The 13,450-nt window shown below is 46.8% G+C and carries 11 protein-coding genes and 2 pseudogenes; 4 read left to right on the plus strand and 9 right to left on the minus strand.

All coding sequences use genetic code 11. The features are described from left to right. The 3 genes from QD47_RS20860 to QD47_RS20870 all read left to right on the plus strand — a co-directional run. The coding region (locus tag QD47_RS20860) for a hypothetical protein (protein ID WP_044647940.1) at nt 1–436 on the plus strand (436 nt) is incomplete at its 5' end. Between the two features lie 32 nt (nt 437–468). Then, nucleotides 469–1,320: a DegV family protein gene (locus QD47_RS20865; protein WP_044647941.1), complete on the plus strand. Its 852-nt coding sequence runs from the start codon at nt 469–471 to the stop codon at nt 1,318–1,320. A gap of 155 nt (nt 1,321–1,475) precedes the next feature. After that, the gene (locus tag QD47_RS20870) at nt 1,476–3,098 is read left to right on the plus strand and encodes an S-layer homology domain-containing protein (protein WP_044647942.1); all 1,623 of its coding nucleotides are present in this window, start codon (nt 1,476–1,478) and stop codon (nt 3,096–3,098) included. A 70-nt stretch (nt 3,099–3,168) separates the two neighbouring features. On the opposite strand, the gene QD47_RS20875 is transcribed toward QD47_RS20870, so the two are convergent. Beyond that, nucleotides 3,169–4,758: an amidohydrolase gene (locus QD47_RS20875; RefSeq protein WP_044647943.1), complete on the minus strand. Its 1,590-nt coding sequence runs from the start codon at nt 4,756–4,758 to the stop codon at nt 3,169–3,171. 85 nt (nt 4,759–4,843) lie between these two features. Further along, a complete protein-coding gene (locus QD47_RS20880; RefSeq protein ID WP_044647944.1) occupies nt 4,844–5,542 on the minus strand; it encodes a 4'-phosphopantetheinyl transferase family protein in 699 nt (232 codons plus the stop codon). A 264-nt stretch (nt 5,543–5,806) separates the two neighbouring features. Here QD47_RS20880 and QD47_RS20885 point away from each other — a divergent pair, with 264 nt between their 5' ends. Further along, complete coding sequence (locus QD47_RS20885) at nt 5,807–7,273, plus strand: RICIN domain-containing protein (protein ID WP_082067258.1); 1,467 nt, start codon at nt 5,807–5,809, stop codon at nt 7,271–7,273. A gap of 195 nt (nt 7,274–7,468) precedes the next feature. Here the strand turns inward: QD47_RS20885 and QD47_RS20890 are convergent, their stop codons facing one another. The 7 genes and pseudogenes from QD47_RS20890 to QD47_RS20920 all read right to left on the minus strand — a co-directional run bounded on the left by QD47_RS20890 (nt 7,469) and on the right by QD47_RS20920 (nt 13,420). Further along, a complete protein-coding gene (locus QD47_RS20890) occupies nt 7,469–7,984 on the minus strand; it encodes an acyl-CoA thioesterase (RefSeq protein ID WP_014280639.1) in 516 nt (171 codons plus the stop codon). Between the two features lie 79 nt (nt 7,985–8,063). After that, the gene (locus tag QD47_RS20895) at nt 8,064–8,612 is read right to left on the minus strand and encodes a helix-turn-helix domain-containing protein (RefSeq protein WP_044647945.1); all 549 of its coding nucleotides are present in this window, start codon (nt 8,610–8,612) and stop codon (nt 8,064–8,066) included. A gap of 376 nt (nt 8,613–8,988) precedes the next feature. Beyond that, nucleotides 8,989–9,465, minus strand: a complete 477-nt coding sequence (locus tag QD47_RS20900) for an RNA polymerase sigma factor (protein ID WP_044647946.1) — start codon at nt 9,463–9,465, stop codon at nt 8,989–8,991. A gap of 72 nt (nt 9,466–9,537) precedes the next feature. Then, a pseudogene (locus tag QD47_RS20905) lies at nt 9,538–9,870 on the minus strand (polysaccharide deacetylase family protein); the annotation flags it as partial. Between the two features lie 151 nt (nt 9,871–10,021). Beyond that, nucleotides 10,022–11,235 (minus strand): annotated as a pseudogene (locus QD47_RS20910) (ABC transporter permease). Beyond that, nucleotides 11,232–11,969 (minus strand): ABC transporter ATP-binding protein, encoded by a 738-nt coding sequence (locus QD47_RS20915; protein ID WP_044647948.1) that lies wholly within the window; start codon nt 11,967–11,969, stop codon nt 11,232–11,234. Before QD47_RS20915 ends, QD47_RS20910 begins: the two are co-directional and overlap by 4 nt. Further along, a complete protein-coding gene (locus tag QD47_RS20920) occupies nt 11,966–13,420 on the minus strand; it encodes an efflux RND transporter periplasmic adaptor subunit (protein ID WP_044647949.1) in 1,455 nt (484 codons plus the stop codon). Before QD47_RS20920 ends, QD47_RS20915 begins: the two co-directional genes overlap by 4 nt. Nucleotides 13,421–13,450: the final 30 nt, after the last annotated feature.

Raw genomic sequence — 13,450 nt, forward strand, 5'->3', positions numbered from 1 at the left:
GTCTGAGGAGCATCCTGTTTTTTCAGAAGCTCCCGTCTTCCAGCCTCCAGTCAAGCTCAAGCATTCCGGTCCCGGTCTTGCTTCTTTTATTATGTCGCTCGTCAGCCTGATCGGGTATATCATTCTGGCTGTTATGGTCATTAATCTGTTGGCTCATTTCAGCCAATACCAAACCCTGGACCCAGAAGTTGTTCTGCAACAAACCGGAACCGTCCTGCTTCCTTTTGTATTTTTAGGCAGTCTGTTATTGAATTGCGCCGGGCTTGTGGTCGGCATTATTGGAATTGCGTTGAAGAACCGTAAGAAAGCATTTGCCATTGCAGGGCTAATCATTAATGCGTTCATTATTTTGGGCTTCATTGCACTTCTGGCCATGGGTCTTGCCGTTCCGAGTAACACAGCGGATATCTATCCTTCCTCTGTGCAATCCTTATAATTTCTCCGCATCACACAGAGAGGATTCAATGTATGAACAAAATCAAAATTTTTGCGGACAGTACCAGTGATATTCCAGTCCAATGGCGCGAACAGTACGAGATTGGCATTGTACCATTGTATACGGTGTTTGGGGATGAATCTTTAAGGGATGGTGTGGATATCCAGCCAGAACAGTTATTTCAGCGCGTAAGTCGTGAGGGACATTTGCCGCGAACCGCCGCACCTTCTCCATCGGACTTTATTCAAGCCTTTGCTCCCTACATAGAACAAGGGGACGACATTTTATATATCAGTCTGTCTTCCGAGTTGTCCTCAACCTATCAAAATGCGCTGCTCGCTGCTTCCGAGTTCCCGAAAGGCCGTGTTACCGTCTTTGATTCCCTGAATCTGTCGTGCGGCTTTGGCATGCTCGTGATGAAGGCCGCACGCGCCGCAGCCAACGACAGTACAATGGAACAAATTGTGGACATGTTGACGAGAACCCGCCCCCTGATAGACACGGAATTCGTGATTGATACGCTCGAGTATCTGTACAAGGGCGGAAGATGCTCAGGGATGCAAAATCTGATCGGTAGTCTGCTCAAAATTCGTCCGGTGATCAAAGTAATAGACGGAAAAATGACACCTGCTTACAAAGTACGTGGCAAACGTGAAAAGGCGCTGGATCAGATGCTGCAAAATGCCCTGAACCAGCGCGGACATATGGATAACGATATCATTATTGTCGTACATGCTTTGGCTGAGGAAGATGCGCTGATGCTGCAAGCCCGTTTACAGGAAGAGACGGGAGCGCAAGAGGTGCTGCTGACAACAGCCGGATGTGTCATTTCCAGTCATTGTGGTCCACAGACGATTGGTATAATGTATGCCAAAAAAGAATAGTTTCGATTGTGAAGCTCCTTGCCTCTACAGGTAAGGGCTTTTTTGTGTTTTCCAACAATTTAGCAATGAATAACTTTACTATTTTTGATAGTATTAGTCGTCATGTGACGAACGATTCGTCTGACAATCTATCATAAAAAAGAAGGTTATAGTGAATGAGCCTCATACGATCACGCTTGCTAACCAAACTTACTCTGTTGGCGACTGCCGCCATGACGATAATAACTACATCCGCTTCATGTTTAACCGTTCCCGCAGCCGCAGTCGGTGTGGCGTTTCAGGATATTTCAGACAGCTATGCTTATCAATCGATCACCTCACTGCACGCCAAAGGAATTTTGGCAGGTACACAACCCGGCTACTTTTCTCCCAAAAAGGCGGTTACGAGAGCCGAATGGGTTACCGCGCTGGATCGCACACTCGGTCTGGAACCTGTACAAGCATCGGTCTCCTCCTATCGGGATGTATCCAAACAAGCCTGGTACTACGGATGGATTGAAGCAGCCTCCCAGCTTGACGTGGTGCAGGGAGGGACATCCGCCACGTTTCAACCCAACAGCCCTGTAACCCGGCAAGAAGCAGCCTTGATGATCGCACGCCTCATACGCTCGACGGGATCAGGAGCAGCGGTTTCCACTTTTACAGACGCCAACAAGATTGCAGATTGGGCTCTTGAAGCTGTAACCACCGTGAACCGTTATGGCTTTATGAAAGGGGAGGACAACCAATTTCGCCCCACGTCTTCCCTGACCCGCGAAGAAACAGCAGCACTTCTGGAACGGCTGCTGACGTATTCAACACAGCATGCCTCCAAAACAGCGTCCACGGCATCTTCCATCCGACTAGGCTGGCAATATGATCAGAGCGTTCAACAGTTTGAAAGCTCAGTGCTTCAATCTAACATCAACACCCTATCACCGCGCTGGTTTTTTCTAAACGAAACGGGTAATATTAGCGATCTTACAAACACCTCGCTCCTCACCTGGTCCAAACAGCATCAAAAAAAAGTCTGGGCGATGGTAGGGAACCGTTCGAATCTAACGATGACGCACCAAATCCTGTCCAGTGATGTTTTACGGAACAAAACCATAACTCAGCTTGCGAATGCCGTATCTACACATCATCTGGATGGGCTTGTGATTGATTTTGAAAATGTAGATGGTCAGGATCGTACCCAGCTCACGCTGTTCATCCAACAATTAAAAGCCAAGTTAAAAAGCCTGAATGCTGTGCTGGCGATCTGTGTATCTCCTGATTACGGTACAGACTGGACAGCCGCCTTTGATTATAAGCAACTTGGCGCTGCGGCAGACTATTTGATTCTGATGGGATATGACGAACATTGGGGAGGCAGCTCGACCCCCGGCTCCGTATCCTCATTACCGTGGCTTCGTGAAAGCGTACGGCGCTTTCTACTAACCACCGACCCGGATAAAGCGATATTGGCATTGCCTTTATTCACACGGAACTGGACCCTCAATGCCAGTGGTCAATCGGTCGCTTCGTCTGATATTTCACTGATTGAGCAAAATCAGCTTGTACCCCGTTCCACCTCCAAACCGATCTGGCATGATGATATTCAGCAGTATACGGTTTCCTACAGGGATACCCAGCTTCATAAGCTATGGTTGGAGGAAGGGCGATCCTTCACCCGTAAATACCGTTTGGGACAGGATAAAGGGGTTGCAGGCTTCGCCTACTGGTATGCAGGCGGGGCAAGCTCTGATCTATGGTCCAGTGTGAAAAATGCAGACCGTTTCGCACGGCGTGGTTTGTAAAAGCCAAAAAACCTTCAACTCCACTTTTAGCGTGAGGTTGAAGGTTTTTTGCATACATATTATCGTCCGTCTATGACCGGTATGCAACGATTCCGTTCACAACCGTCATGCGTGCTTTAACGTCAAGTAAAGCCTGTGGCCGCTCAGACAAGTCCCGGTCAATGACCGTAAAATCGGCGGCTTTGCCTACAGCCATCGAACCCCGTTCATCCGCTTCTCCCGCAGCCACTGCACTTCCGAGGGTAAAGAGATGAATAGCTTCGTGAATGTCCAGCTTTTTATCTGGAAGATACCCCTCATACGTCTCTCCCGGCTTGGTGCGGGTCACAGCGGCATGCATACCGAGAAAAGGGTCCAACGGCTCAATCGGCGCGTCACTGCCGCCAGCACATGGAATACCTGCGTCCAGCAGCTTCTTCCAGGCATACAAATATTCGGTACGTCCCTCGCCAACCCGATCCAGTACCCACGGGAAATCACTTGCTACAAAACGCGGCTGGATGTCCGCAATTAGCGGCAGCTTCGCCATTCTCTTGACCAAATCGGCAGTCAGCACCTGTCCATGGATCAGACGATCCGGCAAGCCACTTTCCTCCGTTAGCGCATGGGCTTCCATCGCTGTTAAAATCATATGCGCCGCCCCATCCCCTATCGCATGTACAGCGACCGGAAAACCTGCGGCTCTGACAGCCGCCACCATCTGGTTCAGCTCTGGCTGCGGTTGAATCGCCATGCCACTGGTATGTGGAGCATCGCTATAGGGCGCAGACAATAGCGCAGTTCTTCCACCAATCGCACCATCGGCAAACATTTTTACCGCACCGATTTTAAACCACTCATTTCCGTCACCAGCACGCAACCCTTTCGCTTTCACTTCCTCCATGAACGGATGATAGATGAGCTGATGCGTGCGAAAAGCAATGCCTTCCTCCCTCAGCTCCCTGTAAATCCGCTGCATAGTGTCCACGCTTCCCAGAAAACGCAAATCCTCCGTGTGTGCAGCCGTCAGACCGAGTCGTAGTGCATCCAGACAAGCTCGGCGGATTGCATCTTTTTTAACCGAATAATCCGGCTCTGGCTGCACACTTGTAAAGGCAGTGGACGCTTCCTCATAAATCAATCCGTTCAACTGTCCATCCGCATTTCTTCCGTAGGCTCCCGAAGCCGGATCAGGAGTGTTCTCGCCAATACCTGCACGCCGATACGCTTCTGAATTCGCCAGAAACGTATGAAAGCATGTACGAGTCAAATATACCGGGTGCTGATCCGTAATGGCATCCAGCTCTGAGAGGGTCGGAATCTCAACAGGAATAAACGCATTTTCGTTCCAGTTCAGCCCTAAAATCCATTCTCCCGGCGGTGTGAGCGCAACCCGTTTGCGCAGCATATCAAGCATCTCATCCTTCGAGGTAGCCGACGTAAAATCCAGCATCGCCAGCTTCATGCCATGCATGGACAAATGCATATGGGAATCGGTCAAGCCCGGCAACACATAAGCGTCCTCCCAATCCACCGTGTCATATTCCTTACCCGACAATTGCAATTCAAGCTCCCGTGCTTGTCCGATGGCCTGTATGATGCCGTTTTGTACAATGACCGAATCTCCCTTGGCAACCCCTTCCCCATACAGCTTGCCGTGCTTGAACAATGTTAGTGTCAACGCAGCTCATCTCCTTTTTTTCAACTATATAAACCGAACTAAAGAGCTACTATAGCGCCACTGTGCAGTCGGATGGTGCTTCATATCACGCCTGTGCTGCCGATTCCAGGCATAGTGTATGTATGTCTACCTGCTGCACCAGATCGGCAAAGTGGTCATGCATTGCACAGACAGCCATTTTGTAGTGTCCATCAATCTCATACTGTTTAAAATGACAATACTCGCTGGTAAAGCCTTCCGTCGTAAAACCGATCAACGGACGCTCACTTAAATCGAATGAAAATGACTTTAGCGGCAGCGTTAATCCCTGCCCTTCGGCCTTCACAAAGCTTTCCTTGAGCGTCCACAGATCGTAAAAATAGGATAAGCGGCTCTCCGCCTTCTGACGCATCAACGTATCATACTCCTTGTCCGAAAAGCACACCCTCCCCACCTCAAAATCAATAGGACGGAGCTGTTCAATGTCGATTCCGAGCGAATGATCATCCACGGCGCATACCACCCATTTTCCCGAGTGAGAAACATTAAAATGGAATGCGGGTGCATTCAACAAGGAAGGCTTGCCGAAAGCATTATATGTAAATTGAAGACTGGCGTTGGAAACCTTCAATTGCCGACAGGCCAACCACCTTAACAACACATCGGCGTATAAGCCCCTTAAAGCATCTTCCCGATGTAAAAAACGATCCAGCTTCTGTCGCCTTTCAGTCGAAACCCGGTTCAGCAGTGACTCGTAATGATCGTCTGCCTCCGGCTTGCTCGTGTCAATCGCATATATTTCCATGATTGGCCCCCTATGCCGTAATAAATATCAGCCCATCCATAACTTCACCGCTCTATTGGAAATTCATTGGAAGTTTATCGTCTGCGGTGTACATGGTCAATATACTACTCTAGCACTTTCAATTCAATATGGATACAATTGGGATATAACCCTCTTGCTGCTCACATCGCATCATCAGACAGGTGATAGGCATCAGCATGAAGAGCTATTCAGTACAAACCATTTTTGTAAGCGCTTTAAAAACATACAGAGGAGGACGAAACAATGAAATATGATTTTGCCGTCTTACTGTGTATTATGCTCGCTGCTTTGCTGTCGTTGAGCATTTTCCAGATGTTTTCACCGAAGATTGCTTCAGCGGCCCCAGCGAATGTTGTGAATGGCATTCAGTTTAAAGATACAGCTGGAAACGTGGTTCATGCTCATGGGGGCGGTATGATTAAGGTAGACGGTTACTACTACTGGTTTGGTGAAAATCGCAACCCCAACGGCACATTCAAGGCTGTATCCGCCTACCGTTCCTCTGATTTAAGAAACTGGGAATTCCGCAAAAACGTGCTAACTAGCAGTTCCGCAGTAGAGCTGAATGTTTCGAATATTGAACGTCCAAAAGTCATTTATAATGAGAAAACACGCAAATACGTATTGTGGATGCACAAGGAAAATGGAGTTAATTACAACGAAGCCCGGGTGGCAGTTGCCTCTTCCGATACTGTGGACGGGGATTACACCTATCAGGGCAGCTTCCGTCCTCTGGATTACGATTCACGGGATATGACTGTGTACAACGACAATGGTACGGCTTACCTGATTTCTGCTACCCGTGTGAATGCCGATTTGAACATTTATCGTCTGACACCGGATTTTCTGCAAGTTGAAGCGCTGGTGGCCACGCTCTGGCCGGGACAATATCGTGAAGCTCCGGCAATGTTCAAAAAAGGAGACGTCTACTTCCTGATCACATCCGGGGCAACAGGCTGGAATCCCAACCAAGCCAAGTATGCTACGGCATCCAGCATTGAAGGTACGTGGAGTAACACGATTAACTTCGGAGACAGTACGACCTACGGTTCACAGTCGGCCTACGTAATTCCGGTAGAAGGTACTCAGACGACCTCGTACCTGTATTTGGGCGACCGTTGGGCCGGAGCGTGGAGCGGTCCTGTGCAGGATTCACAATATGTATGGCTGCCGCTGCGTTTTCCAACCGGGACTTCTTTGGCTATGGACTGGTTTGACAGTATGAACATCGACACCGCCAGCGGGGTGGTTCAAGGCGTAACTACGCCAATCGCCATTGATCCGGACGGATACTATCAGCTGGTAAGCCGCAAGAGCAACAAGCCGCTGAATGTAATTGACGGTGCAACCACGGATGGAGCGGATCTGGAACAGCGTGCGGATTCGGGAGCATCCAGCCAGCAATGGCAGCTCAAAGACGCAGGCGGCGGATATTACAAAATCGTCAACCGCAACAGTGGCAAGCTGATCGGCGTTGAGAACGGAGCTACTGCGGACGGCGCAGTCATCGAGCAGTGGAGCGATGGAGGCTGGTCCAGCCAGCAATGGCAACTGGTATCTGTAACCGGAGGTTATTACAAGCTGAAAAACCGGGCAACGGGCAAACTGATCGACATTTCCGAAGGCACTACCGCCGATGGCGCCAAAGCGATTCAATGGGGGGATAACGGCGGAACGAATCAGCATTTTCGTGTAGTGAAGGTAATTTAGTTCGTTCATCGTCGAACAGACATCATCGTCATTGAAGCAGTAGCTTCCTTCAAGTGATTCAGTTATTTCTAAAAAAGCCGTTCTCCCCAGCAGATCACTGCTAACGGAAGAACGGCTTCTTTTTGCGGGAAAATGATGGTTGAACCTGTATGTGGGCTATCCCTTGTCCAGATCGGCTTGAAGCGCGTCAGGACGTTACAGCTCCCACGGATAATCTGTCGTGAGGAAGCTCGCCAGTTGCTTGCTTTCCTCCCTGCGCTGACGTCGTATCGCTGCACGAGACGGCGCGGTCTGGTGCAGTTGTAATTCCTCTTCTGTCTCTGGAATGACCTGCGGCACGATCACTTTACGGTTGTTCTCGTCCAGCGCCACAAAGGTCAGGAAGGCGGTGGCTGCGATTTTCCGGTCGCCAGTCATCAGTCCTTCGCGAATTACCTTCACGAAGACCTCCATAGAGCTACGGCCTGTCCAGGTAACGAACGCCTCCAGCGTGACAGAATCGCTCGGATGAATGGGCAGCAAAAAATCCACCGAATCCGTAGACGCCGTGACCGTATTCGTGCGGCATAGCTTGGAGGCTGCGATAGACGCAATATCGTCGATATACGACATCAATCGGCCTCCGAAGAGCGTGTTATGATTGTTGATATCGTTGGGAAATACACGGGACGTCTTGAAGCAGTAGGTTTCTCGGATGTACTTGCTTTCCATGGGTTCTCTTTCCTCTCTTTTCCTCGTAGCTATCTTTTTATATAGTGGGAGCCTGTTTTAGACTGTGCTAATCATCCCACTAATCCGCATAATAAATCAATACATAAAAATCCGCATCCTCATCCGACTCATTACGGTACGTATGAAGGTCAGTCACTTGAAATTGCACAGCATCCCCTGCGCTCAGTTTAAGCTGTTGTTCCTGCATTTCAAAGTACATTTCCCCGCGGATCATGAGAATCGATTCTTCTCCCAGATGCTTCTCTGCCTGATGTGTAAAGCCCGGCTTCAGACTTACGGTGAACACCTCGAACTTTTTTTCCGAATGATACGGGAAGATAGGGTAAACAAAATAGTTACCATCCTCATCAATCACCGGATACAGGTCTTCTCTGCTAATTTTCGTAATTTGCGGCGGGTCTTCCTTAAGAAAGGAGGAAAAGGAAACGTGCAAGCCGTTGGCAATTTTCCAAAGTGTGGTAACCGTAGGATTGGATTTTCCCTTCTCAATCTGGGCCAGCATTCCTTTGCTAACCCCTGTCATTTCAGCCACTTTATCCAGACTAAGTCCTCTAGTCTTCCTGATTTGAGCCAAATTTGAGCCGATAATATACTGCATTGAATCCACAGACCCTACCTCCTCGTATCCAAAAAGTCTATACAAGAAGAATACACAAAAGTATGTCCGCTGTAATTAGTTTTGTCATTAGTACAGCCCATAAACGCCACTTTCTGTATTATCATTCGGTGGAGATCCATTCGAAAATGAATCTACACATAAGTCTGTACAGATCTTTTGCAATTTAGGATACACGACTCATTATCCTATCCAATATAAAAAAGTGTCAAATTGAAAAATCAATTTGACACTTTAATTTTTATATGTCGTGAATTGTACCCCATATGCTGTAAGTCAAAGATCACCTACCTGCTGTTTATCGGGTTCGTCCAGATCATGATGCGTCTAGTTGGTATGTCTATGCATTCAAAGAGATCAACAGAGTTCAGGAAATATATCTCATTTTAATGCGTTTTGAAGCTCTGTACAGTGTTGACTTCACAGAACCTTCACTCTTATTTAAAATTTCTGCCGTTTCTTTTATTGAGTATCCTTGGACTAAACGCAATTCAAGTACAGTCCTTTGCTCGGCATTACTCACCATCAAAAGAATTCGATTGACTTCCTCTTGAATTTCAAAATCGAGCTTATCCCAGTGATAGGAGAGCAGTTCCCGACATGAAGTGTATCCCCCCATCCTTTTTCGTTTTCTTATTATATCTATAGCTAAATTTCTGGCAATTCTCAAAAGATAAAATCGGATACGATCTTGGGGCAAGTCAGGAGAAGCTCTTATAAACCGAATAAAGCATTCATGCAACAAATCTTCGGCATCCTGTTTGTCATGCAATATTCTCAAAAGATAGCCCAAGAGTTCTGATTTACAAGATAAATATAGATCCTCCAGATCTTTAATATCCATATTATTGCCTGTCCTTTCTGTTTCGATTGGTTACTGTGTTCTCTTGACGTAAATAAGCTAGGAATCTGTAAGTTACTTTATAGTCTTAAATTCATATCCCTGTTTTTTTAAATATGTTATGATTTCAGGCAAGGCTTTGGCTGTTTCTTCCTTCCCATAAGTGTCATGCATGAGTACCACTGCTTTTTCTCTAGTCCTAATGCTCTTTATGAATTCGCGTATTAATTCTTCGGCATTCTTAGGCGCACCTTCCGTATCTTTAGGCAATACATTCCAGTCGACCTGATGATAATCTTTATCACGTAGAGCTTTGTCTAGCGCATCCATACCATTGGGGTCGTTTTTCTGCCATGTCATATGGCCGCCTGGCAATCGAATCACCCTTGTGGAAAAATCCTGTCCCAGGTTTAAGAAAATCTAAAATTTTAGGCGTTACGGTTACTGATGGAAGGGCTGATGCCATCAAACGTTCCTAAAAAGATATAAGTACAGCCAGCCTTCTCAGGATGGAGAGACTGGCTGTTTCGCTTCATTTTGCTGCAAACTCCAATTGGAATTATTCGTATCTCAATGCATCTATAGGCTTCAAGCTTGCTGCTTTATAAGCCGGATATACCCCAAATAGAATGCCTGTACCCGCAGAGCTAAGAAACGAATATATGATAGGCGAGATCGTAAATTCAATGGTCATATGTGCAGTTGCCTCAAGTACTTTGGACGCTCCTATGCCTGTAACAACCCCGATTGTACCTCCTAAGAGACCAAAGATGACTGCTTCAGACAGGAATTGAATCATTATGTCTCTCGGCTTGGCACCAATGGCTTTCCGAATACCGATTTCTCTTGTACGCTCTATAACCGAAACCATCATAATATTCATAATTCCGATTCCCCCTACCACGAGCGATATCGCGGCTACACCACCCAGCAAGCTGGTCATGATATTATCTACACCGGAAGCTGCACCTGCTGCCTCTGACAGACTCATAATTTGAAATTGATCCGGTTCCGAGGGTTTTAGCTGGTGCGTCACACGCAAGCTTTCCAATATGTCTAAACGAGCCTGATCCATCAAAACTGGTGACTTGGCGGACACGTCCAATCCTGTAATGTTTTTCTCACCCAGACGGTTCATCATGGTTGTAGCAGGGATGTAAATTTGTTCATTAGTATTATAGCTTAAGTTCGTAACTGGCTGAGTGTTCAATACTCCGATCACCTTGAAAGGAATCTGTTTAACTTGAAACGTTCGTCCCAATACATTTTGGGTATCTCCACCAAAAAGACGTTGAACCGCTTGGCTTTCAAGAATGGCGACATTCATGCGTTTATCCATCTCATCGTTGGTAAATGTTCTGCCCTCGGCAAAGGAAAACTTTTTGACCCTATAGAATGAAGTGGAAGTCCCTACAATAGTAGCGTTATAGTTATATCGCCCCCACGCAGCTTTTGAATTGCTCGATATATTTGGCATCAATGCATCTATAGAATTCTTTTGTTCCAACGCCTCGACATCAGCCCAAGTAAACGATGGCGTGTTGTTAAAATCTATCTCACCATCGACCATTGTCATAGCTGGCGCAACCATCAATACGTTATTCCCTAATTTACTAATTTCCGCCTTTATGCGGGCTGTAGAGCCGTTTCCGATCGCCATAATGGCAATAACCGCTGCCACGCCGATAATAATACCGAGAATCGTTAAAAAGGAGCGCAGCTTATTGGTCTTAAACTGTTAATTGATACACGGATCGTTTCCATCAAATTCATAGGCTCGCCATCCTTGATGAAATTCTTCTATTGGTAATGCTTTCATCCCGCTCAATATCCCCATCCCGAAAGCTGATCAACCGCTTGGCATATTCAGCAATTTCCAGCTCATGAGTAACCAAGACAATGGTTTTCCCCTGCTTATTCAAACCTTGGAACAGCTCCATAATCTCGACGCTCGTCTTCGTATCCAATGCCCCCGTAGGCTCATCCGCAAGCAGAATAACAGGATTATTCACCAACGCACGCGCAATAGAGACACGTTGCTGCTGACCGCCAGAAAGCTCGTTAGGTTTGTTGTACATCCGTTCTGCAAGGCCTACACTTCGAAGCGCCTCCACGGCTCGTTCCCGGCGTTCCTTGGCAGGTATACCTGCATACATCATAGGTAGCTCTACATTTGCTAATGCTGTAGTTCGGGGAAGTAGATAGAATTTTTGAAACACAAAACCCAGTTTCTGATTTCGAATCTCGGAAAGCTCGTTCTCACGAGCATCCAATATGGAATACCCATCCAGATAATACTTCCCGGTATCAGGATGATCGAGGCAACCAATGACATTCATCATGGTGGACTTACCCGAACCAGAGGGGCCCATTATGGCAACAAACTCACCTTCGCTAATAGATAAATTCACACCACGTAGAGCCTGAATCTCCTGACCGCCTACCTCATATATTTTTTTTAATGCTTTAATTTCAATAACGTTTTTATTCAATTGAACTTCGTTCATTGTGCCTGACCCTCTTGACTGCCATTCGAACCAGCACCACCACCCTGAGGCGGAATAACAATGGTCTCGCCTTCCTTGACACCGGACTTGATTTCGGCCTGATCCGCTGTATAAACACCCAGCTTCACTGGTCTGAATTCATAATCTGCAGGGTTAGCCGGGTTCTTTGCTACATATACTCCGTCCACTCCACCTTCGGATCTCAATGCAAACAATGGAACAGACAGCGCATCTTTACGTTCAGCCAAGAGGAGTGACACATCCATGTTCATCCCCGGTTGAAGTCTTATCTTTTGACTTTCCAAAGACAATTCGATTTTGTATGTAGTCACATTGGATTCGGTAACCGGCTCTGGAGAAACAAAGAGGACTTCGCCTTTAAATTGTTTGTCCGGGAAAGAATTCGTGTGCAACGTAGCCTGGAGCCCAGTTCTCATTTTAGCAATGTCACTTTCGTTAACCTTGGTACTAACCTTCATAACGCCTGTATTGGAGTTGTTCATAACAATGAAAGGTGCTGTAGGACTGGTACCCACATCGCCGTTGACCTTCAAAACAATTCCATCCCACGGCGCCGTAACCTGTAATTTGTTCAGGACACTTTTCTTCTGCTCCAATTCCGTTTCAGCCTGTTGTAAAGAAGCCTGTGCGGATTGGATGTTGGAGGCATCAGGCGGGGACTGTGCTGCCTTTAATTGTATTAAAGCTGTTTTATAGCCCATTTCCGCGTCCTCAATCGCCTGATTTTGTTTGACCTGTACCTTTTTATATTGCAGCTCAGCATTACTTATATCCAATTTTGCCTTATCCAAGTTTTGCTTGGCCGTCGCGAGGTCACTTTCTGCAGCCGCATCATTCTGAACCAGATAAGCCTGGTCATCATAATCCTTTTGTGCTTTATCCAAAGTCACCTTGGCTGCCTCTTTTTGTGCAGTGGTTTCCTCTAATTCTATCCCGTCCTTGGCTGTTTTTATCGCCATCTGTGCCTTTAAGACATTTGCCTTCTGGAGCTCAATATCACTGGGCTTCGGTCCACGCTTGGCTTCCTCCAGCTTGGCTCGGGCAATCGCTACATTGGATTCGGCATTTTTAATTTGTAACCTGGAATCGGAATCATCCAAACGAGCCAGTACCTGACCCGCCTTGACACTATCTCCTGCTTTGACATTGACAGCAATGAGCTTGGCACCCTCGACATTTGTAAAATTAATATTCACTTCCTTAGAAGCCTGGACGGTTCCAGTTACTTTAAGCGATTCGGTCATGTTTGTTTTCTGTACCTGTACGATCTGGTTTGCAGGACCCGCCACGGGCTTTTCCTTACTCCTATTCATATAAACAGTACCGCTAATCCCCACTATAATGATCAGGACAAGGATGCCTACGATTCTTTTCAGCCTTCTTCTCTTTCTTACTACCTGCAATGCATCTTTCTTTTCTGTGTCCGACAATGTTATATCCCCTTAAAATGTATTTTTTCT

The sequence above is a fragment of the Paenibacillus terrae genome (assembly GCF_000943545.1).
GTDB classification, from domain to species: domain Bacteria; phylum Bacillota; class Bacilli; order Paenibacillales; family Paenibacillaceae; genus Paenibacillus; species Paenibacillus terrae_A.